A 23232-nucleotide genomic window follows, 5' to 3' on the forward strand; every position below is an offset into this window, starting at 1 on the left:
TTATAGAAAAAAAAGACGGAAAGTGATATATTCAACTTCATATGCCAGTAGATCATTTTATTATCATGTACCAGCAGCGAAGGGAGTTTTCGCAAGTGTCGAATGAATATAACTTACACTCTTCTGATTTTTCTTCATTAAAATCTGTTTCTCAGAAGATATTTCATATTATAAGTAAACGTTTAAATGTAAATACAGCGTATGTTGCCCTGCGCGGCGATAAAAGCATGACTGCTCTCAGCTCCTACAACGCAAAAGATCTCATCGTCCCGGAAGGGTACTCACTTGATCATTCAGACACCTACTGCCAGATGATTTTATCAGAAAAGAACCACTCTTTTTTTACAAACAATGTGAACGAAGAAAATGTAATGAAACATTTAAAAATAACGGATGAATTTAAAGTAAAAGGATTTCTGGGAGTTACTCTCTTTGATCTGGAGGGAAATGTATTCGGCACTCTTTGCGTAATGGATAGAGAAAAAAATAATTTCACCGAAGAAGACGTTAACTACTTAAAATCAATGGCAGAAATTCTTTCCCACATTATTGAACTGGACCGAACCAAATTTAATATGGGATTCTTGAACGTACCGATCATTCCGATCACAAAGGGCGTTTCCATCCTTAGTATTCAAGGTATTGTAGATGAGCAACGGGCGGATAAAATCACCCAGTCTGTTTTAAGCTATGGAGCTTCTCACCATATTAACTATTTTATTATTGATTTATCCGGTTTGATTATACTGGACGGTATTTTTCCAAGAGTATTAATCGACCTTGTTAAATCGCTTAAATTGATGGGTATTGAAGCTATTCTTACCGGTATTTCACCAGATTTTGCCCAAAACCAGACAGGAGCCGTATCACTGCTGCAGTTAAATATCAAAATCGTACACAGTCTGGAAACAGCTTTAAAGCATATAGGGTTTACTCTTTCTGAACACAAGTAAAGCCGGGGCGGCAGATGCCCCGGCTCTTTTATGTTGAAAATAAATCCTCTGTAAATGCCTGAATGTACTTAAATGTTATATCCGGCTGTTCTTCCGGGACATAATGCCCACAGTTTTCTACTTCTTCAGCCATAACGATGGAAGAGGCTTTCTGCTTCCAAATATCGACTACCGGCTGGCCTGCTAAGTTTCCTGTATCTCCCCAAAGCAGCATTACGGGTACTTCCACTTTTATGTCGTTCTTTTGTTTCTCTCTGTACCTGGGCAGATCCACTTGATACGAAGCCCGGTAATCATTTAAAGCGGCCTGCACAGACCCTTTTTTCTGCCAGGTTCGAAGGTATTCCTCCCAGGCCCCATCTGCTTTAAAGACTTCCATTAAACGGGGGAACGTTTAAAAAAAACTCTAAATACGCTTCTTCCTTGCCTTCAATTAATGTCTCCGGTACATCAGGCACGACTTGAAATACCCAGTGCCAATACTTTTCTGCCGCTTCGCCTGCTGTGAGGTTATCATAAATGTATTCCAGCGGCAGAATGTCAATCAGTCCGATACCTGCAAGCTTTTCAGGGTAGTCCAGGGCGTATCTTCTGGTAACACGCGCTCCCCGGTCATGACCAATCATTGCTATATTTTCAAGCTCCAGCAGCTGCACCAGACCATACACGTCCGCAGCCATTTTTTCATTGTCATATTCGTGAAGCCCTTCCGGCCTGCTCGAATCCCCGTACCCTCGTAAATCAACAGCCAGTACATAATGATCCTCCGCCAGCTTTGGGATAAGGTCTCTCCAGATCAGCCAGCTCTGTGGAAATCCATGAAGCAGCAGTATAGGAGCAGCCTTATTCGTTCCGGCCTGCACATAATGAACCGTTATTCCATTCACTTCTGCATATTGATGATCCCATTCTTCCGGTACATACTTTTTCTGCAGGGACATAGCAGCGCCTCCTTATTGTTTTTCTAATAGGTCGGGAGTGTTGTTTTTAGGACTATTTACTGCACGGCTTACAGGATATGCTGTCATTTGCTGACTGTCGTAGGGTTTGAGCATCGCTTTTGCTTCTTCTTTAGACGTATCGGGATGCAGCCACTTTTCCCTCTGGCTTTTCGGAATAATTACCGGCATCCGGTGGTGAAGATCTTTCATTAAATCATTGGCTTCTGTTGTAATAATAGTGCAGGAAGTAATTGTCTCTTCTTCGCCTTCCCATCTGTCCCAGAGCCCTGCAAATGTGAAAATACTTTCATCGTTTACCGTAATACGATACGGCTGCTTTTCTTTGCCCTTTTTTTCCATTCGTAAAAGCTGTCAGCTGCTACGAGGCAGCGTCTTCGCTCCAGCAGTTTTTTAAAAGAAGGTTTTTCGTCTACTGTTTCCGCTCTCGCGTTAATCATTTTGTGACCGATGGAAGGGTCATCAGCCCAGGACGGCACAAGCCCCCACTTCAAAAATCCCGCCTTCGTCTGTTCATGATTTGAAGCAATCGTCAACACAAGCTGGGTGGGTGCTACATTGTAATTTGGCTGCATTTCAGGAATCGCTGTACCTGTTTCCTGTTCGATGGCTGTGGAAGAAGAATATAACGTAAATCTACCGCACAATGTTATCACCTCTTTTTTGCTTCTATACCCTTTTCACTAAAAACATACCCATGGGGTTAAGCGGTTAAAGTATTCCAAAAAAGGTTATGGGAAAGAAAGGAACCATATAAAAAGGGGGTATCTCTATGTGGTGGACGGAATTTCATCATGATGGGCCGGGATTTGATCCGTTCGGTTCTGCCCATCTTCTTGTATTTGCATTTGTTATTTTAAGTTGTATATTCCTACTTGTCTGGCGGCGCCCGCTCCGGCAGTCGCAGGTTTTCCAGAAAACTTTCTGCTGGAGCGCTGCAGCCATACTTCTTCTATCAGAAATATGGCTGCACGTCTGGTACGCTTTTGAAGGAATCTGGGATATTCGTTTTGCCCTGCCTTTAAATTTAAGCAGCTTTGCCTGGATGGCCGCAATTGCTATGCTTCTGACAAAAGGACCCTCCTTTTGGACAGCATTTGCTTTTTATGCCGGTGCGACAAGTGCTTCTCTAACATTGGTCTTTCCTGATATCGATAACTACGGCTTTCCCCATCTGCGCTTTCTGCATTTTTTTATAACCCACGGTCTCGTCATTACAGCCGTATTCTATAAGCTTATTATCGAAAGAACACCGATAACCTTTCGTTCACTTTTTCCAGTATGGCTTGTAATGAATGGGCTTGCGGCCATTGTATTTTTCGTAAATACCCTGACAGGCGGCAATTATATGTACTTAATGGAAAAACCGCCCTCGCCTACTCCATTTGACTGGCTTGGAGAATGGCCTTACTATCTCATCACGCTGCAGCCTCTCGCAGTAGGATTGTTTGTGCTGATGTACGCTTTTTATCATTATGCTGTGAAACGCTGGCAGTAGAACCCCTTTAAGAAAAAACGGCCATGCTGGCCGCAATTCCTACAAGAATCACTAGTATAGGCAGAATAATAATATAGAGCACCAGCATATTTGATGTACTTTTGCCGGAATCGTACTTTTTGTCTTCTTCGTCTGTTATTTTTGTTAAACCAAGCGTAATCGCCACAGCCGCAATTCCTATAAGAATGACAAATATAATAGCAATATTCATCGTACTCTTCTCCCCCTGACTACTGAGCCCTCTCTAGTCTCTTTCGCTGTTTTCACTTATTGTCCTGCCCGGGAAAAATCTTTAGTATCCGGGCGGATTTATGATAGGATTAATTTACAATTTATTCTATAAATAGAAGAATATTTTTAACAAATCATCTTTTTGAATTATACCATCTGTTTGAACAAAGGAGCCGGCCTATGCCTATTGGTCCATTTATTTTATTTCATGCCGTGATTTTTCTATTTGCTTTTTTTGTTTCTTTTGCTGCTTCTTCCAGATTCAAAAAACGTTACATTATTATTCCTTTTTTTCTATTCTTTTTACTATTTCAAAGCATTTCAGCGGCCATCGCTGCCCTGGCCGCTTCCTATTTAGGATGCCTGGCCGGCCTGCGCAGATTAAAACAGGCCCGGTGATTTTTCTATAATGAGGTGGATAGAATGAAAAGAAGATTTGATCCGTCTAAATGGCAGCTGAGATTTGGGGGGCTTTTTGTTCTTCTGATTTTCCTGGGATCCGTTTCGTTCACAGAACCCTCCCCTAGTGATTCTATTGCAAGATCAACGAACAACTACTTTATCGGGTTTATTCTATTAATCGGTATTTCTTTATACGTGGACACCCGCCTGAAGAAAACGACCGAAGATTCATTATCCCAGGCGGATAAAGACTTTAACCTTAAACCGGATATTTTGTTTGCTATATTAGCTTTTGTAGGGGGTGTTCTCCTTGTCTCCTATTCCTTTGATTTTCCTCTTCGAGACATTATTTTTCAGGCTTCTTTATTCGCAGGCGGTGCCGTCCTTTCCTTTATTTTTTACATTATACGAATGAAAGGAAAAGGGTATCAGCTTGAAGACGGGCACTGGGTCAAAAAAAAGAAGAGCAAAAGAAGCACACCGGTTAACTACAGTGTATTAAAATATACTAAAAGAATTGATATTACTTTCACTTTCCATCATAGTAAAAGAAGATCTAACAACTACTACGATCAGGAGGTATGACCATTGACGCTCGTCATTAACAATGTAACGAAACGATTTGGCTCTCACCAAGCGGTGGATGGGGTGTCGTTATCTGTAGAAAAAGGCAGCATGTTTGGGATGCTTGGAGCAAACGGAGCCGGCAAAACCACTACATTCCGTATGATTCTCGGGCTGCTTGATCCCACTTCAGGTTCCGTAACCTGGGACGGTCATCCTCTCTCCTATAAGCGCACTAGTTTAATTGGATACCTGCCGGAAGAAAGAGGCCTTTATCCCAAGCTGACAGTAAAAGAACAGATCATTTACTTAATGAGGCTGAAAGGAATGAAAAAGGCCAGTATCGTTCCCGCCCTGCAGGCATGGCTTGAGACGTTTCAAGTACCGGAATACGAGAATAAAAAATTGAAGAGCTGTCCAAGGGAAATCAGCAGAAAATTCAATTCATTGCAGCTGTCCTACATAAACCAGAGCTTTTGATTTTAGATGAACCCTTCAGCGGACTCGATCCTGTAAATACCGATATGCTGAAGCAGGCTGTTCAGGACATTCAACAGCAAGGCACTACTATTGTTTTTTCCAGCCATCAAATGAAAAATGTTGAAGAAATGTGCGAAGACTTAATTATGCTTAAGCGCGGAAAGGCAGTACTGCAGGGAAACCTGCGGGATATAAAGCACTCCTACGGCGTAAAGAATATATCGGTACAGGCCGACTATGACCTTGCTTTCCTCCACGATGTCCCAGGCGTTCTGGACCTGCAGCAGCATAAAAATGGAGCGGTGCTCCGTGTAAAGGATGAGACGGTTGCAGAACCCGTCTTTCAGCGCATTGCCGAAAAAGGATTTGTCCGTAAATTTGAAGTAGAACAGCCCAGCCTGCACGATATCTTTATTGATAAGGCAGGTGTAGAAAACGATGAATAATTTTTGGATTACCGTTGCCCATACGATGACAAAACGCATACGCTCCAAATCCTTTTTCTGGTCAAGCCTTGTTACCATTATACTGGTTGTAGGATTAATGAACGCTGCCGGTATATTATCCTCCTTTTCCGATGACGAGGCTGGAGAAGCATCGAATGTAGCCGTTATAGACAACACATCAGAAGACGAAGAAATGGGAGCGGCTCTCGCCTCCTACGAAGAAAGCTCCTTTGCCTATGAAAATTATTCTGGTACAGAAGAAGAGGCCCTCTCTGCAGCAGAAGAGGAGGAATATGCATTTGTCCTCACGCTGGAAGGAGAGCCGGCTGAGCTGGACGCTGTTCTGTACGGCAGTGAGAGTGATTTTCAGGATGGTCAGGTGATCAATCAGGATGTGCAGCGTATTAAAGAAGGGTTTGTTACGAATGAACTCAATCTTGATGAGCAGCAGCTCGCCACCATCTACGAACCGGTATCATTTTCCGAGCAGCCTTTGACTGAAGGAGCGGAAGTCCAGACCGAAGAAGCACACAATCAAGCTTATTGGATGGTGTATGCTCTTGTATTTGCGATTTATCTGCTCGTCATTATGTTTGGATCTATGATCGCGACAGAAGTCGCTACTGAAAAGTCTTCCCGGGTGATGGAATTAATTGTTTCCAGTGTTAATCCTATTACACAAATGTTTGGAAAGCTTGTAGGTATTGGGATTGTCGGTCTTTTAAATGTAGTCGTATTAGCCGCAGCTGCGCTCATTGGCGACGCCATCAGCGGGGATAACATTCTGGAGGGCTTATTCAGTGAAACAATTGAAATATCTCTGCTGTTATATGCCCTGCTGTTTATTGTACTAGGCTATTTCCTGTACGGTGGTATCGCCGCTATGCTCGGAGCGCTTGTCAGCCGCGCAGAAGAAGTGAACCAGGCGATCCAGCCGCTCATTTATGTAGCTATGGTTGCATTTTTTATAGCCATCTTTGGCTTAAATGCTCCAGATGCAACGATCATTCAAATTTTATCGTACATTCCCTTTTTCACACCACAGCTGCTGTTCTTAAGAATAGGCATGACTTCGGTTCCTGTTTGGGAAATTATTTTGATCATCGCTATTCTTACCGCCAGCGCTTTTCTTATTAACATGCTGGCTGCCAGAATATACAAAGGCGGCGTGCTGATGTATGGCAAATTCTCCATTAAAAATGGTATGAAACAGGCTTTTACTATCTCTAAAAAAGAAAAATAATACACAAAACCAGGAGCTGCTTTGCTCCTGGTTTTTGTGTGTGGTATACTAATTTTTTAAATATTTTCCATTTATTGTATAAGAGGAGTGTATATATGCTTTCCAATCTTTTTCGTTTAATGATTAATCCAAGAAAACAGTATGCCGCTTTAAAAGAACAACGGCCGCTGCTGCCTATTGCTTTTTCTATTCTGGCATTATCCATTATTACCTCGCTGTTTGAATTTTCCTTCCTGCCTGTAGCAGAGGAAGAGGAAATGCTCAGCCAGCCGGTTCTGATTTTAATAGCTACTGCCGGTACGGTTGTTTTGTTCTTTGTCATTGCTGCGTTTATGAAGCTGATTGCTGTGATTTTCGAAGGAAAAGCAACGTATAAAGAAATGATGGAAATCTACGGTCTTTCTTTATTTCCCTATATTATCATTCTGCCTGTGACCGTCCTGCTTTTCCTGCTTCATATAACAGGAATTATTACAGAAACATCTGTCATAGTTGAACTCTATTCCATCGCTGTAAACCTTCTGACCGTATGGTCTTTTATTTTAATCATTGGCATGTTCGGAGAAGCTAATGGATTTTCTATTGGAAAATCCATAGGAGCCGCAGTTGTCAGTTTCATCATTACAATCGTCATCTTTATTGTTTTGTTGATTGTCATCGTTGCAAGTATAGGCATCTAATCTCTCTAGATACGCTTTCTCTCCCAGCGCTGCAGCCGTCCCCGGTTGTAGCGCTGAATCATGATAAAGGGGAGATTAAAACCAACCGCATAAACAATCATAAACCAGCCGACCCATGGTTCATTAAATAAGAAGAAAAGTGGAGCCGGCAGAATCTGCAGCCAGTGCGAAAGCTCGGAGCGATTTGCTTCCGTGTAAAATACCGCAATATCATTCGTATTTCGAAGACTCAGGGTGCTTTTGGAAATTCCAAGTTTTGTCCAGGAGCTTGCTTCCGGAAGACGGTCTTTCCATTTTTTAATTTTAAGCGCATCGTATACTTTTCCATCTTCTTCCCATTCCCGGATTCTATACAGCCACGAAAAAGAAGCTATCACAGATGAAGAAAGAAAATACACGGCAGTTCCAATGCTCAGATGAATAAACAGCCAGGCTGCTGCATTTATCCAAATCATCTTACGTGCCCCCTCTCTCTACTTCCCTGCAATATTACGGCCTTTCCACGTCGCTTTTTTAAAGAAAAATGTTTTAAGAAGTGAATATACAAATATCGTGATAAAAAACAAGAAGTATACCGGGAACAGCAGAGCATCGAACCACTGAAAATTCCCAATATCCCGAAGCGTTTTGTAGAGCCACAGCGCAATCACCAAATATCCGGCCAGGCTCCACCATCCAGCCTCAGGACTGTTTACGAAAAAAGAAACGACGGCTGTAATCCATATCACATTCGCTGCAGTCAGCCATGGAGAAGCTGTTTTGGCTCCAGAAGCAAAGCTTTTCGACCAGCCTTGAATCACATCCATCAGCTTTGCTTCATACATTCTCATATTCAATACTTCTCTGCCGCTGAAAGCACGGGTTTCTATTCCCTGTTGCTGCGCTTTTCGGGCAAATGCTAAATGTTCTACAATTTCTTTTTTGATACAGGCATGCCCGCCCATTTTCCAATAGGTCTCTCTCCTTATTAAGAGACACGGCCCAAATCCTCCTGCGATTTGCTCTGTTTCGCAAAGATATGAGTAATTCCAGAAGAGGCAAACACAACTAAATGAAAAACAGCCGACAGTTTTTCCCAGAAAGAATACATAAAATGAAAAGGATGGACGGTGACAAAAGAAACCGTTCCTGATTGTTCTAAGTATCGAATCATTCGATCCGGTCCGTCCGGTGAAAACCACGTATCCGCATCTAAAAAACAGAACGTATCTCCTTCTGCCTGCTCTGCTCCCTGGAAACAGGCCCAGGATTTGCCCATCCATCCATCAGGAAGAGGAGGAGTGCTGATTACTTTTACCCGAAAGAGGCCGCTGTCTCTTTTGTTTTATCGCTCGAATCATCGTCAACCACGATGATTTCCCGATTTTTATTAGGAACAGCTAAAAGAGACGGCAGCAGCCGTTTCAGATTGTTCTCTTCATCACGTGCCGGAATAATAACCGAATATGTGCCGGTTTCTTTTTCCGGAGTGATAGGAAAAGAGACCCTCTGCCAAAAAAGCAGAAGGGTCACCAGTACTGCTGTTACAAGAAACCACATGACTATTCACCTCAGGATTTTACAGCTTTTTTCGGGCTTCCGTGCTTTTCCAGAATAGCATTGGCTGCCATATGACCGGATAAAGTGACCATCGGAACACCGCCTCCTGGATGTGTAGCGCCTCCGACAAAATAAAGGTTATCCACTACGCTGCTCGTCGTATCCATCTTAAATCCGCCGTTCAGCTTACGATCCGTTACTACTCCGTAGATTGACCCTCCATTGGAGCCGTAGAGAGATTCAATATCGTTTGGTGTAAATGTATGCTCATATTCAATCCGATCACGCAGACCGGTCATTCCCATGCGTTCGAGCTTGGAAAGTATAATGTCACGATAGCCTGCCATATTTTTGTTCCAGTCTTCTCCCTTTTGAAGCGCTGGGACATGCGTTAGGACAAACATATTTTCCTTGCCGGCAGGCGCCTGCGAGGAATCGCTTTTTGAAGAAATTCCAACGTATACAGTAGGATCATCAGCCGGCTTCTTTTCTTTAAAAATCTGATGAAACTCTTTTTCAGGGTCTTCAGAGAAAAAGAAGTTATGGTGGGATAGTTTATCATAATTACTATCCACTCCAAGCAGAAGCACGAGTCCGGATACCGTAGGCTCAAACTTTTTGCGGTCGGCCAGGGCTTTTTTACGGAGCTTTTTTGCTCTCCATTAAGTGTTCGTAAAAAGGAATAACTTCCAGATTGGATACGACAAGATCCGGAGTAAGCACGTCGCCGCCGGCTAAATGAACTTCTGTCACCTTTTTCTTTTTCGTTGTGACTTTCTCTACTTCTGTATTCAGGCGGATGCTTACACCCTGCTCCTCAAGTACGCTCTCCATCGCTTCTGCTATCTTGTACATGCCTCCCTGTACATAATAAACGCCCACACCCAGCTGGACATGAGTCATCTGGGATAACATAGCAGGAGCCTCATAAGGAGAGGAGCCGATGTACATAATGAGAAAATTAAACAGCTGCTGAAGATGCTTGTCCTTAAAAAACCGCTCCGTCGTCTGATTCAGGGAATGAAACGGATCCATTGCCCACATTTCTTTGAGGGAATGATTGGCTCGAAGATCAGATACTCCTGAAATACTATCCCGGTAAAAAGACTTCATGCTTAAATCGTACATTTTATTACAGTAATCCAGATACTCAAAAAAGCGGGAGGCATCATCTTTTGATACCTTTTTCAATTCTTCCAGCATTTTAGGAAGATCGCTTGTTAAGTCAATCTTCGTCCCATCTTCAAAAAAGGTTCTCCAGCCTGGTTCAATGCGCTGTATGTCTAAATAATCATGGACATCCTTACCAACTGATTCAAATAGCTCTTCCAGCACCCAGGGAAGCGTCAGAATAGACGGACCGGTATCAAAAATATATCCTTTTCCCATACGCTGATTGAGCTTGCCGCCCAGGCGCTCTCCTTTTTCAATAATCGTTACATTATATTCTTCTCCGGCTAAGCGGATCGCAGATGCCATACCTGCAAGTCCTCCACCGATAACAGTTACTTGTTCGGACATAATTGCAGACCCCTTTGTAATAAAATTATGTTTATTTCTTCATTAAAAAGAAAACGATAACAAATTTTTCTTCTCTCTAATATACCCTTTTTAACTGGAAATTACTCTCTCCAGCCCTTGCTTCGATTACATTTCATTCGGGAAGGGTATAAGTAAAAAAAGAAATGAGGACTATTTATGCTAAAAACAATTGCTGCAACTATACTGCGCACCCTTCCTGATAAAGAAGCGGGCAGATCCATCGTGGATCTGGAAGCTGTCCGGGGAGTTCAGGATTTTTTATTGGAAACAGACGGACGGCTGATACATCTCACCTGCTATTACCCTTTAACATCCATAAACGACTCACTCCCCGTGTACATTAACCTTCATGGAGGAGCCTTTATTATGAATAATAAAGACATAGACGATCCATACTGCAGGCTCACAGCTAACCAGGCCGGTGCTGTGGTCGTTAACGTGAACTATAGTAAATCCCCTGAAACGCCATTTCCAGGTGCGCTCGAAGAGTGTTATCAAGTAATCCAATGGGTTCGCAGCAACGGCCAGACGTTAGGAATCAATCCGGATAAGATCGCTGTCGGCGGACAGAGCTCAGGGGGTAATCTCGCTGCAGCTGTCTGCCTGCTTCTCAAACAGCGCCAGGAAAAACAGCCCGTGCTGCAGGTTCTTTCTGCACCGATGCTGGACTTCATTACCCCTCATGCCGATAAACCGGAACCGGACCCGCTGAGGGCAAAATATCCTCAGGCTGCCGGCTTTTTAAATGCCTGCTATGTGCCAACGATTGAAAAGGCCTCCAATCCGCTTGCTTCTCCTGTTTTGGCGGCTGATGTAAGGGAGGTAGCTCCTGCATTAATTATTGCCGGTGAATATGATGCTTTTCGTCCTGAAATAGAGCGTTATTCTAACAAGCTGCAAGACGCACAGATTCCAGTCCGATATGAATTGTTTAAAGACTGACTGCACCCACACATTTATGAACACCGGTCCCGAAAAGGAAGCTGTCGCAGCATGGAATATTGTTGCTGCAGAGCTGCACCGGGCTTTTTATCCCGCAGCTTCCTTCTAGGCACAAAAGAGCAGACCAAAACAGTACACTGCTTTGGTCTGCTCTTTACATATATCGAATATAATATTCACATTACCTCTTCTGTTAAATCAGTTCATCCTTGCGCAGCTGCTGTTCTGCAAGTAATGGCAGCAGATTATCAAAAATGTGGGTGTCGTCATCATACACTGAGTAACCTCCTGCATATTGATCACTATTCCTGCTGTTCTGGTGTACTTTTAAACGTTCAAATATGTCCACTGCCAGCTCTTCTTCGTTTGCAGCTAAACAGTACATTATCAGAATCCCATAAATAGCGGGAGATTCATAATCCACATTTTCCTGTTTTGTTTCTATATCATACTGTCCGAACACCATTCCATGGTCATCCATTTCTTTACGTATAAATTCAAGAAATGCCGTAGTCTGTCCTCCGCTCTGCGCTCTATATAAAGCAACGAGGGATTGATCAACAATATTAACGATTTCGTCGTATTCATATTCTTGTTCTTCCACGTTATAGCTTTTTGGAAAGAATCCATTCCGTAAAGGAGCCTCTTCTAATATTCTTTCCATATTTTCATAGATCTGCTGCTCCAGCAATTCTTCCTCGTTCATTCGGGTGAGCGCCTGCATATCAATATACGACAGCGTAATTACATCGCTTGCATACTCATCGTTTGTCTCATAAAAGTCCGTCAACACATTTTGGTTTACATTATTGCTGGTCGTAAAAGCAGCAATACTCCGAGCCGTTTTCTGATATTCAGGTTTTTCCCATTTTTCGAATCCTTTGTAGAGCACTTCCACGAGTCTGATGTCATCTACCAGTGCATTCGTCGTTTCCAGCCTGTCTCCGTTTTCTTGAATTTTCCAGTTAACAAACCCATTTCTTTCTAAAAATAATTCTCCAGCTGTTCATATCCTTTCTGAAAAAGCTCTTCATTGTTCTCTTCGACAGCGAAATCCATCCATAATCCCAGCGTTTCCGATAGTGATTCTCTTCCTTTTACTTCATCTGAGTCTTCTATATCCCCATCCTGAATATATGTGGCAACAGTTCCATTATCGTTTAACATCCAGGTTTGAATAAAACCAGAGACGGGATACTTGTCATCCACCACTCTTTCTGAAGAAGGTGAAGGGGAGGAAGAAGAGGAATATAAATAAATACCTGTTCCCACTAAGGCTGCAACAATTAGAATAATCACAAGCATCTTCAACCACTCCCCACTCCTTTAGATAATAGACTCTGATTTTTTCTCAAGATTGAGGTCAGCTGCCTTCCAGTTTTGAATGTGCTGTAAAATGGCCAGAGCGCTCTCCCCGTTTCCAAACGGATTTTTGATTTGGCTCATCTCATGATAGGCCTCTTCATCATTTAAAAGCCTGGACGCTTCTTTATATATCATTTCTTCCGACGTTCCTACTAGCTTCAACGTCCCCGCTTCTACACCTTCCGGCCGCTCTGTAGTGTTACGGGCTACAAGTACCGGCTTCCCTAAAGCGGGAGCTTCTTCCTGGATACCTCCGGAATCAGTGATAACCAAATAGGAATGCTTCATAACGTGAACAAAATTTTCATAATCCAACGGTTCAATGAGGTGAACTCTCGAAGTATCTTCGATTGTTTCCGACACTTTTTTACGGATAACCGGATTTTTATGCACGGGGAAGACGATTTGAATATCATTATTTTCTTTAACCAGGCGATTTATAGCTTTGTAGACATGCTGCAGCTCTTCCAGGTTTTCTCTGCGATGCGTTGTCAGCAGAATAGTTTTTTTATCTGAAAGAAAAATAGATTCCAAATGCTCCGGGAAAACGTATGGTTTATCAGCGACTGTAAGTAAAGCATCAATCACTGTATTGCCGACTACAGCTATTTTTTCGTTTTTTATTTTCCTGAAGTAAATTCTCTCTGTTAGCGGCTGTTGCAGAAAAATGATAGTCTGCAATCCTCCCTACAAGCTGACGGTTGGCTTCTTCCGGAAATGGAGACTTCATATCATTTGTCCGCAGCCCGGCTTCTACATGAGCGACCGGCACCTGCTTCAAAAAGGAAGCGTAGGCCCCAATAAACGTAGTCGTTGTATCCCCATGAACGAGTACCAGATCTGGTTTCTCCTGCTCTATAATAGGCGAAAGCCCCAGAAATATCCGGCTTGTCAGCTGCTCCAGGGACTGGCCTTTCTGCATAATATTTAAATCATAGTCCGGGACTATGTGAAACAGCTCGAGTACCTGGTCCAGCATCTCCCGGTGCTGGGCTGTATTAACAAACACACTTTCAAATTGATCACTTTGAGTTAATGCCTGAATGACCGGGGCCATCTTAATACCTTCCGGCCTTGTACCTAGAATCGTCATAACCTTTATCATCTTATCCGCTCCTCTGATCCGTTGGATTTTTTTCCGGATTCTGCTTGAAACGCTGGGTTTTGTACCATTTCACTTCTTGTTTGAATACCACTCTGCGGATTTCAAGCACCGTTGCATAAGCAACCAGTGCTACCCAGAGCTGCGAATAAGTGAAATACATCAGCACTACAACCATAGTGTTCCTAAACGTCAGCTGCTTTTTTTCCATACTCAACGCAATTAACGCCTCCGTTACGAAGAGCAGAAAGCCGGTGATAAGCAGTACGATAGAGATAGGTCCGATGCTCAGCTCTAAATCAAAAATCAGGTTCGATACAAAAATACCGTGCGATAAAAGAATCCCGGAGAAAAAAAGAATATAGGTAAACAAAAAGTAGAAAAGGTCAAACGTAACAGTTTTGTTTTTCATTGGAGAAAACAAGTATTTAAAAATCACATATTCATTGCCTCGTGCCCAACGAGTACGCTGCTTCCACCATACTCTAAGCGTTTCAGGTTCCTGCTCCCATGTGACCGCCGAAGGGAAAAAACGTATATAGTAGCCGAGATTGTATACGCGAAAGCTTAGTTCTGTATCTTCAGACAACGCCTTTTCATCCCATCCGCCTAGTTTCTGCAGAATGGATCGCCGTATCGCGAAGTTTGTACCTGGAATAGTAGTCATTTTAAACCAGTACCAGCGGCCGGCCTGGGCGAGCCACTGAAACGTAAGGGTTTCGATATTTATCAATCGGGTTAACAAATTCTGGTTGGCGTTTGTTACTCGAAATTTACCAACGACCGCTCCCGCTTTTTCATCTTTTGCGATGCCAAGAGCTAAATAATACACAGCATCAGGTTCCGGAGTATTATCCGCGTCATATACAACAACTACTTCCCCTGTGGCGTGCTTTAATCCTTGATTTAGAGCCCCGGACTTACCCTTTCCGATATTAGGAGGTTTTGTATGCACTACTTTAACGAAAGGATGCTTTGCTGCATACAAGTCTGCTATATGGCCCGTGTTGTCACTGGAATTATCATTAATCACGATGACTTCCAGTTTTGTTTTATCATATCGCAGGGCGATCATCGACTGGATCGTCTGCTCGATAACGACTTCTTCGTTGTGAGCCGGGATGAGTATGCTGACGGTCGGAAGTTCCACCGGCTCACTTGTCCAATCTTTTTCCAGTTTTTTATGCTTTAACGAGTACAAATACCCCCGTGCATAAGAAACATATGATAAAACAACATCAGCCAGATAATAAATAACGAAGTATATAACAATACATCTGCCATACGGGTTCCTCCCCTTATCCTTTATTTGCCTGCGAACGGTTTCTGAAAATGTAAAAGAAAAATATGAGCACTGCCAGCCCGCCGATAACAGCTATGCCTCTAACGACTGTTTCGACGGTATTGTTTAAGAAATAGAGCGGATAGGAAAAGCCTGAAGTGTAAAGAGCGATCCGATCTTTCATAACGTCTATCTCGCCGTTATCTGCTCTTATTTCTACTCTATCTGTTATCACTTGACTATCCGTCTCTTTCAGATCAATCCACTCAATACCTTCGATCTGCTTCATACCTTCTACTACTTCAATTAAACCGTCCAAACCGAGATAAGGATGATAAAACGCAGAAGTAACACCCCTATCAATAAATTGATACTCTTCGGCGTTTTTCATCATAATGTCGACAGAATCAGGTTCCTCCGGCTGCACATAACCCATCGTTTCCGGATATAACGTCATCCCATGAAGATATGTCGGCTGTCCTACCGTTGGGATAGGCCGCATAATCTCCCAGTTTTCATCGCTCAGCTGTATCTGCCCTACATAAGTGGAAAAATATTCAGACAAAACTTTGTAGCCATTTTGAGACATTGTGTAGTGTGGAGCTTCAAATGCAAGCGGATACAGATCATATTTGGCCATCTCATCAATTCCGCTTTCAATTCTGTTCTCTATATAAGCTCTTTCATAATCCAGATTATCCTGGTTGTATTCTTCAAATTCTTCCGCACTGTCGAAATCTTCTTTTGTTTTTTGAACTACTTCTTCATCTGGTCCGTGGTAAATAGGCATATTGTTTTCTACATCCCAGAACTCGAACCCTTCTCCAGTTTCACTTTGCCTGAATTGATGAGTATACCCGTGCAAAACAATACTCGCTCCATCTGCCTGCATTTCCTGCAATACAGAAGTAAGCTCTTTGTTATCAGAAAAATGATATTCCCGGCCTGTTTCCGGGTCGGTATAAATAGGAATAACCGCAATCATATACGGAATATTCTCACTTTTTAAGTAATCAGCTATCTCTTGCAGTTGCTCTGCATCTCCCAAAGGATGAACATCCTCCAGCCTCAAATAGCCGGGGTGCCCTTCTTCTTCTGGCTGGTTAAATAATTCAGGCATTTCTTTAGCCAACAGTACAGCGTGCATAGATTCTAAGTCCGGAGCAGCATAATAGTATATGTCATCCTCTAAAAAAAACAGAGGATTCTCCTGATTTCCGTTTGTTCCATACAACAGTACTTCTGCCGATTCTGAGGGTGCGGCAGGGAACATAGCCTGGGCCTCAAATTCTACTGCCTTTTCTTCATTTTCTGCCTCGTAAGCTCCATCCATTGTTTCCTGTAAAGAAGTATCCACATGATCAAGCTGAGAACTTAACTGGTCGGCATTTTGACCAATCGCGGTTTTTACACCATCGAAATTAGTAAATTGTTCTACTGTTTCTTCCTTCAGTTTCTCCTCTGTCTGCCCGTAATAGAACAGATGGGTGGCACCTTCCAAATCTTCAGCTTCTGCTTCGTTTGCTCTTACATAGGAAATATCTGTTGTATACCGGCTGATCATGCCATCCAATACCTTTTGATTTTCCTCAATCTCATTATTCTCTGAAGAATACATTATGACCGCTTTTTCCCCGCCATCAGGCTCTGCTTCTGCCATGTTCACTGGAAAAACACTCATAAGCAATACAAACACCAAACCCCAGGCCAGAATCCTGTTTCTTTTCATCCGCCATCCCCCTAAATCTTTTTATATTCTTAATAAAGAATCTAAACGTTCTTTAAAAAGAATACAAAGTCGATTTAGAACTATATAAAGCATTTTAGGTTCTTTAAAACGAACTAAGCAACTCATTCTTCTGTTTACTTCAAATTTCATTATTTTCTAAAAATAACCAAAAGAATACATTCTCTATATTGAAACAGAGCTATTTCTGATGAATTAGCATTCAGAGAGGATTCTATTGACTGTTGGTTTATTATCCCAGCTTTGAACTGTCTATTGCTCTTACCTGAAGGAGACTCTTTTGTTCTCTCAAAAGCACGGCGGAAACAGTTTTAACATAAAAAAGCAGAACCTGGAGATCTTTCTCCGGGTTCTGCTCGAATATAAATTATCCTTTTTGATTCATTTCGTTTCTTATAGTGAGCTGTTCATTGTTCGAGTAAATGCCAAGAGATGCCAGCACAGCGAAAATAGAGGAAATCAGCGCTGACAGGGCCGTTTCAATTTCCGTCAGATTATCCAGTCCAAAGAAAGAGCCAATGGCTAAAGCGATAAGCGGTACATTATATAGTACTATCTTTTTAATGTTTTTTTTATTCATTTTTCTAACTATCCTCCTGTCAGCGAAGCGTTACGTAGCTTTCATTTGTCGTAATATACAATCCGGAAACCAGACGATACAAAGTAGACGAACTGTTTGGCACAGATACGATCTCTACAACCGTAAATGCTTCCCCTTGAAATACCTGGCCGGCTATAGCATCTTCAGCGAAGGAAGGCCGGGAACGAACATTTACTGAAGCCGCGGTAACGACTACCAGACGTCCTTCTACTTTGGCACGATCAAGAGCAGCCCACGTTTGAGCTCCAACGACTCCATCTACAGTAAGACCAGTTTTCTGTTGAAAAGACCTTACAGCAGTTTCTGTTTCAGCGCCAAAATCTCCATCTGCCCCGAACTGTGGAAGACTTTCTCCAACAGCCATCAGATCATTTTGCAGTACAAGAACTTCCGGCCCGCTGTCGCCTCTCTGCAGCACAGGGCGCCCCGGGTCTCCTACTGGATGTCCATTTGCTATGGCAGCGCGAACCGTGTCCATATTTATACCAGGGCAGGCATTAGAAGCGTGTCCGGGATATTCATTGTGACCGCGCAGATTCGCGATGGATACGTTAATACCAGTTGTGCTTCGCAGAGCTGTAACTAGGTCAAAATAGGATTGTTCCTGTGCTGCGGTGAAAGAACCGCTTCCTACCAGACAAATTCCAATCAGCGGAGTATTATTATTTCCTACATGATAAGAAATACGATCTACGCTGTTTGCCCATTGAATCGCCCCGTCTCTCGTAATAACAAAATGATAGCCGACGCTCGGCCAGCCAAGAGTATCTACGTGATAGTTTGCAAACGAAAAAGCATCTCCTGACGTCGTTGCTGAGTGATGTCGGGCAATGCCTGTAATTTGAGACCATGACCTGGAAGCAAACGATCCATTTCTTTTGACCTGTCCTCTTACATCTACAAGCTGAGCTAAGTTTCTGTACAATCTCATCGCCTCCTGATTTTTTTGCTTACTCTTTCTAAAGGGTGTCTTACTGTTTTTTGACAACCATTGTATATATATCCTTATTCTTTCAGTCAGGAGGAGATGCCAGATTAAAAAAAGAGCAGCTCAGTGCTGCTCTCCTTGTATATTTTTTTGTTTTATAAGCTCCTGGAACTCCTGCTCCAGTTTGATTTTCTCTTCACCCTCTGCTTCTCCCAGCCGGCTCAACACTTCTGTTATCTTCATCTCCAGCAGCGTTATTCTTTCATTCCTTTCTTCTCCTGAAGGTTGTTCCAAATCGGCTATCCTGCTTATTTCTGCTTTTCCCGATTCAATTTCCATTACATGTGTTGCTGTATCGGCTGTGAATTCTCTATCATGCGTTACAAAGATAATAGTGCCTGGATACGTTTGAATCAATCCCTTTAATGCTTCTTTAGCTTCCATATCCAAATAATTGGTCGGTTCATCAAGAAGGAGCAGGTTAGCAGGCTCCATCATAACTTTTAATAAAGCCGCCTTCACCCGCTCTCCCCCGCTGAAGGAGAACATAGGCTGATGCACTTTTTCTTTTTTAAACTGAAGACCGGCCAGCACTGTGCGAATAAACGGTTCAGTGTAAAGACTGCTTTCTTTCACATTTTCCAGGACAGATTTTTGTAGGTTAAGCCGGGAAACTGTTTGATCGAAATAGCCTATCACCGCAGGCTTTGCTGTGATGATACCTTCTTCCTGCTGATATATTTTCTCCAGAAGCGTGGTTTTTCCACATCCATTGCTGCCGGTAACAGCTAACTTAGTACCCGGAACCACATCAGTTTGTTTCATCTGAAAAAGCAGGCGGCCGTTACGGGTAATCCTGCCTTCATCTAAAAAAACAGCTGACTTTCCATAAAGCGGAGTAAAGGGCTGCTGTTTAAAGCTCAACTGGCTCTGTACGAACGGTTTTTCTTTTTCCTCGAGCTGAGTCATTCGTTTTTCTACCGATTTTCCCGCGCGGCTCAATTTAGCTTTTTGCCGGCCGACACTGCGTTTGTGCAGCCGGGCTTCCGAATTCCCCATGCGGCTCGGTGCTTTTTTCAGCTGGCGGGCATGCTGTTCTTTTGCCTCCGCGGCTGCTTCTAGTCTCTTTTTTTCTTTATGGTAGCTTTCGTATTCTTTTGCTTTGCGCTCATTTTCTTGTTGCTTCTGATTTTGATAAGCACTGTAATTTCCAGCATATTCTGTAACTACACCGTCTTCTATTTCCCAGATTACAGTACAGATGTTGTTCAACAGCATCTCATCATGGGAAATTAAAACAATGCCACCCTGATAGCGCTTCAGGCTTTTTTCGAGCTGCTCAATTCCCTCGATATCTAAATGACTGGTCGGTTCATCTGCCAAAAGAAGCCGGGTTTCTGCTGAGAATGCCTCGGCAATTTTCTTCCTCGTTTCTTCTCCCCCGCTCTTCTTTGGCTCATCCATGCCGGAGACTCCCCAGATATCTTTTTCTTTCGCTGTCAGAAATAACGGTTCTGCCTTCTCCAGCTGTGGAATAAACGCCGGCGGCCACCACAAATTCACATGGCCTTTATCCGGCTCATCGACGCCGGCAATTAACTGCAGAAGCGTTGATTTACCACTTCCATTTCTTCCAACAATACCGATCCGGCTGTCCTCATATATTTTTAAATTGACGTTCCGGACTACCTTACGGACGCCATAGCTTTTTTCCACATTTATTGTTTCTGCTGCCAACATAAAAAAACCTCCCTAGATGTGCTAGAGAGGATCAGCCGCTTTCAAAAAAGACATACTTTTCCTGTTAAATAATACGTTTTGCAGAAAAGTACCCTTATGAAGACAAACTAATCCTGTCCAGACGTTTATTGCTTTTCATCAATCATGATAGGCACGTCTTGTAATCAGGATTACTGCTTCATTGGCAGGGTACCTCTCTTTCCGTAGAATAACTTCTGCTATCAGCATAATGGGAGGGTTTATTTTTGTCAACGCTGTCTCATATGATTAGATACAGTATAGAAAGGATCACCAACATAAGAAATCCAAGAATCACTAATCCATTGTATTCTTTTCGAAGGATAGAAGCACCAAGTCCTGCTGCCCCTATCATGTATCCTGCTGTTAAAAAATAAATATTGTCTGTAAAAGGAATAGCGATTACGCTGGCAGCCATTGCCGCGATAAACAAGTAATAAGAAGCCCGTTTCACCCATAAAAGACTCTGCAGATACATACTGGCATCCCGAATGTTCCAGGTACCCAGCACGTCTTTGATTTTCGCGGGAGAAGGCTTGCTTTCAAACTTTGTATAAATAGGCTGAAGGTATGGAGCTGCCCCGTCGAGACTATGAAAACCATAGGCAAAATTTTCTTTTCCAAACGTGCTAAGAGACAGTTCGTCCGGCGCTTTGGCATCGGCATATTCCGGGGTAAGCGGCCACTCTGCGTCAAGACAGAACACAACACGACGCCCTGAAAAATCGCCGAAATAATCAAAAGCTCTCGTACTTTCTCCCCGCTGCAACGGATGCCTCGTTAAATTATCCGTTTTTTTCAATGAAGCGGCTACGCTGGTGTCAACGGGAACCCAGCCAAATTCGTCTACATAACACTCGTTCCATACGTGCGGCTGAAACTTTTTCGTGAACGCTCCGATTACGGAACGGCAGGGAATACCCAGAGCACGGGCATACGAGCAGAATAGAAAGGAAAATTCCCCGCAGTCCCCTTTTCCTTCTTCTAAAAAGAAAGGTGCTCCTCGTCTGTTTGGTGGAAAATGATATGTATAAGTAGAATAGATATGTTCAAATAAGTCCTGCAGTTTATCCATTGGATCTGCTGATTCCCTCACTACCGCTTCAGCCTGCGTTCGCATGGATTCATTAACCGGACTTAAAAAAGTATCCCGCAGATAAAATTGTTTTTCTTTCAAGGAAAGGTTCTCCGGCTCCTCGTCTTCTTCCAGAGAGGAAGAATATAGATCCAGTTCTGTATTTACGTGAACAGCCTCTCCCGGAGCCAGCTGGTAAAACGCAAGCTCCTGCCCCATTTGTTTGGAGTGGTGATCCGGCTCTATGGAGTAAGTTATCTTTTTTACGCGCTGGCAGGCCATTTGGGGAGGAACGGCAAGCCAGATCGATAATGTATGCTGCTGCCTGTTTTTATAAGTGTAATCCAGAACCACCGATTTTTCTATAATTGGCATAGCCCTTCTCCTTTCTCGTATATATTTTCCAATACCCTCTTTTTTTTAGAAAAAACCGATTCCCGCTGGAAAGCAGGAGACCGGTTTTCATTTTAAGAGAGGGAAGGATCAAACAGTTCTTTATCTTCTACTCTATTCGTAATGGTTGTAATAATAAGGCCTAAAATTGTAATTCCTGCACCAATGAACGTTAACACAAGAAAAGAAGCTCCACTATTTAAGACAAAGGTTCCAATCACAGCTCCGAGGGCATTGGATAAATTAAACGCTGAAGCAGCGATTGTTCCTGCAAGGGAAGGTGCTTCCTGACCGGCAATAATCATCTTTGCATTTAGAAGAGGCACTGTTCCAAAAGCACAAAGACCAAGCAGAAAACCTGCCAGAATAGCCGCAGGCCCCCACTGTACGAGAAATGTAAAAGATCCCAGTACAATACAAAGAGCCGCCAGCGCAAAAAACAGACGCTGGGTTAAAACCTCGGAACGAACTCTTCCGGATACAAAGTTTCCAATCACCGCTCCGCACCCAAAAGCAAATAAAGCAAAAGTGACTCCTGTCACACCAAACCCGGCAATTTCCCTCAAAATTGGTTCTTTGAATGTATACGTAGTAAATACACCGGAATAGCCGAATAAAACAATAGCAATAACGAGCAGTACATTTTTATTTTTCAGGACGCCGAGCTCTTTTCTAATATTAGGGGCCTGAAGCGGTTTTTCATTCGGTACGGCTAATAGCAGACCAATAAGCGCTATCGTGCCCAGAACAGCTACTAACCAAAAAACGACACGCCAATCGAGCATTCCGCCCAAATAAGAGCCAAAAGGCACTCCGATCATAATAGAAATCGTTAGTCCTCCATTCACGGCAGCCAGCGCCTGGGACTTTTTCGAAGCCTCCGCCATTTTGAAAGCTACTGCCATGCTCAAGCCGAAAAACGGGGCATGCATAGCGGCTGAACATAATCGGGCAAGCAGAAGCACTTCAAAATTAGGTGCCATAGCAGCCATACTATTGCTGGCCACAAATACCAGCATACATGCCAACAAAAGCGGCTTTACAGGAAATTTAATTGTCAAAATCCTCAAAATCGGTCCAAAGACCGCCACACTGATTGCGTATACACTCAAAAGCATACCGGTTGTTGAGACAGGCACATCCAAATCAGCAGCAACTTGGGTTAAAAGTCCGGTTACTACATATTCTGTCATTCCAATCGCAAATGTACACATCATAAAAACGAGTAAAACGATTCTTGTAGAACCCTGGATGTGTTTTATCATACAATACCTCCTATGCTCTGTTTTTTCCAACGAATGATGATACTATGACATTTTTTAGGTGTTGTCTACCTTTTTTCAGAAAGAACATAGACTCTTTTTTTCCGGCATATTGTATGAAAGCCTTCTCTTTATTTATATAACAAGTCTTTGAGTGTATTGGATAAATGAAACAAAAAAAGCCTCCCGGATCTGGGAGACTTTCGTTATATACGTATAAGGATAAGACCGGAAAACCAG

The 23232-nt window shown here is 42.9% G+C and carries 24 protein-coding genes and 4 pseudogenes; 8 read left to right on the plus strand and 20 right to left on the minus strand.

Features of this window, described 5'->3' with window-relative positions:
* Positions 1–65: 65 nt before the first annotated feature.
* On the plus strand, positions 66–953 hold the full coding sequence (locus MMY81_RS02715; RefSeq protein WP_252311618.1) for a GAF domain-containing protein: 888 nt from the start codon (positions 66–68) through the stop codon (positions 951–953).
* 28 nt (positions 954–981) lie between these two features.
* Here MMY81_RS02715 and MMY81_RS02720 read toward each other — a convergent pair whose 3' ends face one another.
* The 3 genes and pseudogenes from MMY81_RS02720 to MMY81_RS34885 form a co-directional block, all read right to left on the minus strand.
* Complete coding sequence (locus MMY81_RS02720) at positions 982–1332, minus strand: alpha/beta fold hydrolase (RefSeq protein ID WP_252311546.1); 351 nt, start codon at positions 1330–1332, stop codon at positions 982–984.
* Positions 1319–1894: an alpha/beta fold hydrolase gene (locus MMY81_RS02725; RefSeq protein ID WP_252311547.1), complete on the minus strand. Its 576-nt coding sequence runs from the start codon at positions 1892–1894 to the stop codon at positions 1319–1321. The genes MMY81_RS02720 and MMY81_RS02725 overlap by 14 nt, the downstream gene beginning before the upstream one ends.
* Before the next feature lie 12 nt (positions 1895–1906).
* A pseudogene (locus MMY81_RS34885) lies at positions 1907–2568 on the minus strand (SOS response-associated peptidase).
* A gap of 116 nt (positions 2569–2684) precedes the next feature.
* On the opposite strand from MMY81_RS34885, the gene MMY81_RS02735 reads away from it, so the two are divergent.
* Positions 2685–3410 carry a YwaF family protein gene (locus MMY81_RS02735; protein ID WP_252311548.1) on the plus strand — a complete coding sequence of 242 codons (726 nt, stop codon included), beginning with the start codon at positions 2685–2687 and terminating at the stop codon, positions 3408–3410.
* A 7-nt stretch (positions 3411–3417) separates the two neighbouring features.
* Here the strand turns inward: MMY81_RS02735 and MMY81_RS02740 are convergent, their stop codons facing one another.
* On the minus strand, positions 3418–3621 hold the full coding sequence (locus MMY81_RS02740) for a BshB3 potential contributor to bacillithiol synthesis (protein WP_252311549.1): 204 nt from the start codon (positions 3619–3621) through the stop codon (positions 3418–3420).
* A 200-nt stretch (positions 3622–3821) separates the two neighbouring features.
* On the opposite strand from MMY81_RS02740, the gene MMY81_RS02745 reads away from it, so the two are divergent.
* The 5 genes and pseudogenes from MMY81_RS02745 (at position 3822) to MMY81_RS02765 (ending at position 7456) form a co-directional block, all read left to right on the plus strand.
* A complete protein-coding gene (locus MMY81_RS02745; RefSeq protein ID WP_252311550.1) occupies positions 3822–4040 on the plus strand; it encodes a hypothetical protein in 219 nt (72 codons plus the stop codon).
* Positions 4041–4064: 24 nt separating this feature from the next.
* The gene (locus MMY81_RS02750; protein WP_252311551.1) at positions 4065–4628 is read left to right on the plus strand and encodes a hypothetical protein; all 564 of its coding nucleotides are present in this window, start codon (positions 4065–4067) and stop codon (positions 4626–4628) included.
* A 3-nt stretch (positions 4629–4631) separates the two neighbouring features.
* Positions 4632–5533, plus strand: a pseudogene (locus MMY81_RS02755) (ABC transporter ATP-binding protein).
* Entirely contained in the window at positions 5526–6776 is a 1251-nt protein-coding gene (locus MMY81_RS02760; protein ID WP_252311552.1) for an ABC transporter permease, read from the plus strand. The pseudogene MMY81_RS02755 and the gene MMY81_RS02760 overlap by 8 nt, the downstream one beginning before the upstream one ends.
* A gap of 95 nt (positions 6777–6871) precedes the next feature.
* The gene (locus MMY81_RS02765; RefSeq protein ID WP_252311553.1) at positions 6872–7456 is read left to right on the plus strand and encodes a Yip1 family protein; all 585 of its coding nucleotides are present in this window, start codon (positions 6872–6874) and stop codon (positions 7454–7456) included.
* 5 nt (positions 7457–7461) lie between these two features.
* On the opposite strand, the gene MMY81_RS02770 is transcribed toward MMY81_RS02765, so the two are convergent.
* Genes MMY81_RS02770 through MMY81_RS02795 form a run of 6 tightly spaced genes read right to left on the minus strand, consistent with a single transcriptional unit; the run spans position 7462 to position 10516 of the window.
* Complete coding sequence (locus MMY81_RS02770; protein WP_252311554.1) at positions 7462–7911, minus strand: glycosyl-4,4'-diaponeurosporenoate acyltransferase CrtO family protein; 450 nt, start codon at positions 7909–7911, stop codon at positions 7462–7464.
* 18 nt (positions 7912–7929) lie between these two features.
* A complete protein-coding gene (locus MMY81_RS02775) occupies positions 7930–8400 on the minus strand; it encodes a hypothetical protein (RefSeq protein ID WP_252311555.1) in 471 nt (156 codons plus the stop codon).
* A 23-nt stretch (positions 8401–8423) separates the two neighbouring features.
* Positions 8424–8714, minus strand: a complete 291-nt coding sequence (locus MMY81_RS02780) for a glycosyltransferase (RefSeq protein ID WP_252311556.1) — start codon at positions 8712–8714, stop codon at positions 8424–8426.
* 35 nt (positions 8715–8749) lie between these two features.
* Positions 8750–8995, minus strand: a complete 246-nt coding sequence (locus tag MMY81_RS02785; RefSeq protein ID WP_252311557.1) for a glycosyltransferase family 2 protein — start codon at positions 8993–8995, stop codon at positions 8750–8752.
* A gap of 11 nt (positions 8996–9006) precedes the next feature.
* Positions 9007–9585 carry a phytoene desaturase family protein gene (locus tag MMY81_RS02790; protein ID WP_252311558.1) on the minus strand — a complete coding sequence of 193 codons (579 nt, stop codon included), beginning with the start codon at positions 9583–9585 and terminating at the stop codon, positions 9007–9009.
* Between the two features lie 49 nt (positions 9586–9634).
* The gene (locus MMY81_RS02795) at positions 9635–10516 is read right to left on the minus strand and encodes a phytoene desaturase family protein (protein ID WP_252311559.1); all 882 of its coding nucleotides are present in this window, start codon (positions 10514–10516) and stop codon (positions 9635–9637) included.
* A gap of 177 nt (positions 10517–10693) precedes the next feature.
* On the opposite strand from MMY81_RS02795, the gene MMY81_RS02800 reads away from it, so the two are divergent.
* Positions 10694–11479: an alpha/beta hydrolase gene (locus MMY81_RS02800; RefSeq protein ID WP_308215187.1), complete on the plus strand. Its 786-nt coding sequence runs from the start codon at positions 10694–10696 to the stop codon at positions 11477–11479.
* A 193-nt stretch (positions 11480–11672) separates the two neighbouring features.
* Here MMY81_RS02800 and MMY81_RS02805 read toward each other — a convergent pair whose 3' ends face one another.
* From MMY81_RS02805 to MMY81_RS02850, 10 genes and pseudogenes are all read right to left on the minus strand, one after another.
* Complete coding sequence (locus MMY81_RS02805; protein WP_252311560.1) at positions 11673–12377, minus strand: hypothetical protein; 705 nt, start codon at positions 12375–12377, stop codon at positions 11673–11675.
* A gap of 86 nt (positions 12378–12463) precedes the next feature.
* Entirely contained in the window at positions 12464–12790 is a 327-nt protein-coding gene (locus MMY81_RS02810) for a hypothetical protein (protein WP_252311561.1), read from the minus strand.
* 15 nt (positions 12791–12805) lie between these two features.
* Positions 12806–13949, minus strand: a pseudogene (gene wecB / locus MMY81_RS02815) (non-hydrolyzing UDP-N-acetylglucosamine 2-epimerase).
* A 1-nt stretch (position 13950) separates the two neighbouring features.
* Positions 13951–15230: pseudogene (locus MMY81_RS02820) on the minus strand (glycosyltransferase family 2 protein).
* A 14-nt stretch (positions 15231–15244) separates the two neighbouring features.
* Complete coding sequence (locus MMY81_RS02825; RefSeq protein WP_252311562.1) at positions 15245–16957, minus strand: polysaccharide deacetylase family protein; 1713 nt, start codon at positions 16955–16957, stop codon at positions 15245–15247.
* 385 nt (positions 16958–17342) lie between these two features.
* Complete coding sequence (locus tag MMY81_RS02830; protein WP_252311563.1) at positions 17343–17555, minus strand: hypothetical protein; 213 nt, start codon at positions 17553–17555, stop codon at positions 17343–17345.
* Between the two features lie 19 nt (positions 17556–17574).
* On the minus strand, positions 17575–18501 hold the full coding sequence (locus MMY81_RS02835) for a peptidoglycan recognition protein family protein (protein WP_252311564.1): 927 nt from the start codon (positions 18499–18501) through the stop codon (positions 17575–17577).
* A 126-nt stretch (positions 18502–18627) separates the two neighbouring features.
* Positions 18628–20244 carry a ribosomal protection-like ABC-F family protein gene (gene abc-f, locus MMY81_RS02840; protein ID WP_252311565.1) on the minus strand — a complete coding sequence of 539 codons (1617 nt, stop codon included), beginning with the start codon at positions 20242–20244 and terminating at the stop codon, positions 18628–18630.
* Between the two features lie 259 nt (positions 20245–20503).
* Complete coding sequence (locus tag MMY81_RS02845) at positions 20504–21712, minus strand: transglutaminase-like domain-containing protein (RefSeq protein ID WP_252311566.1); 1209 nt, start codon at positions 21710–21712, stop codon at positions 20504–20506.
* A 92-nt stretch (positions 21713–21804) separates the two neighbouring features.
* Positions 21805–22995 (minus strand): MFS transporter, encoded by a 1191-nt coding sequence (locus MMY81_RS02850; RefSeq protein WP_252311567.1) that lies wholly within the window; start codon positions 22993–22995, stop codon positions 21805–21807.
* Between the last annotated feature and the right edge of the window lie 237 nt (positions 22996–23232).

Source organism: Sinobaca sp. H24 (assembly GCF_023845525.1).

Coding starts and splice junctions, on each gene's coding strand:
- MMY81_RS02780 (WP_252311556.1), bottom strand. CDS start 8,714: ATGGGCAAATCCTGGGCCTGTTTCCAGGGAGCAGAGCAGGCAGAAGGA.
- MMY81_RS02775 (WP_252311555.1), bottom strand. CDS start 8,400: ATGGGCGGGCATGCCTGTATCAAAAAAGAAATTGTAGAACATTTAGCA.
- MMY81_RS02770 (WP_252311554.1), bottom strand. CDS start 7,911: ATGATTTGGATAAATGCAGCAGCCTGGCTGTTTATTCATCTGAGCATT.
- MMY81_RS02725 (WP_252311547.1), bottom strand. CDS start 1,894: ATGTCCCTGCAGAAAAAGTATGTACCGGAAGAATGGGATCATCAATAT.
- MMY81_RS02715 (WP_252311618.1), top strand. CDS start 66: ATGTACCAGCAGCGAAGGGAGTTTTCGCAAGTGTCGAATGAATATAAC.
- MMY81_RS02735 (WP_252311548.1), top strand. CDS start 2,685: ATGTGGTGGACGGAATTTCATCATGATGGGCCGGGATTTGATCCGTTC.
- MMY81_RS02740 (WP_252311549.1), bottom strand. CDS start 3,621: ATGAATATTGCTATTATATTTGTCATTCTTATAGGAATTGCGGCTGTG.
- MMY81_RS02845 (WP_252311566.1), bottom strand. CDS start 21,712: ATGCCAATTATAGAAAAATCGGTGGTTCTGGATTACACTTATAAAAAC.
- MMY81_RS02795 (WP_252311559.1), bottom strand. CDS start 10,516: ATGTCCGAACAAGTAACTGTTATCGGTGGAGGACTTGCAGGTATGGCA.
- MMY81_RS02765 (WP_252311553.1), top strand. CDS start 6,872: ATGCTTTCCAATCTTTTTCGTTTAATGATTAATCCAAGAAAACAGTAT.
- MMY81_RS02760 (WP_252311552.1), top strand. CDS start 5,526: ATGAATAATTTTTGGATTACCGTTGCCCATACGATGACAAAACGCATA.
- MMY81_RS02830 (WP_252311563.1), bottom strand. CDS start 17,555: ATGAATAAAAAAAACATTAAAAAGATAGTACTATATAATGTACCGCTT.
- MMY81_RS02825 (WP_252311562.1), bottom strand. CDS start 16,957: ATGAAAAGAAACAGGATTCTGGCCTGGGGTTTGGTGTTTGTATTGCTT.
- MMY81_RS02785 (WP_252311557.1), bottom strand. CDS start 8,995: ATGTGGTTTCTTGTAACAGCAGTACTGGTGACCCTTCTGCTTTTTTGG.
- MMY81_RS02720 (WP_252311546.1), bottom strand. CDS start 1,332: ATGGAAGTCTTTAAAGCAGATGGGGCCTGGGAGGAATACCTTCGAACC.
- MMY81_RS02850 (WP_252311567.1), bottom strand. CDS start 22,995: ATGATAAAACACATCCAGGGTTCTACAAGAATCGTTTTACTCGTTTTT.
- abc-f (WP_252311565.1), bottom strand. CDS start 20,244: ATGTTGGCAGCAGAAACAATAAATGTGGAAAAAAGCTATGGCGTCCGT.
- MMY81_RS02745 (WP_252311550.1), top strand. CDS start 3,822: ATGCCTATTGGTCCATTTATTTTATTTCATGCCGTGATTTTTCTATTT.
- MMY81_RS02750 (WP_252311551.1), top strand. CDS start 4,065: ATGAAAAGAAGATTTGATCCGTCTAAATGGCAGCTGAGATTTGGGGGG.
- MMY81_RS02800 (WP_308215187.1), top strand. CDS start 10,694: ATGCTAAAAACAATTGCTGCAACTATACTGCGCACCCTTCCTGATAAA.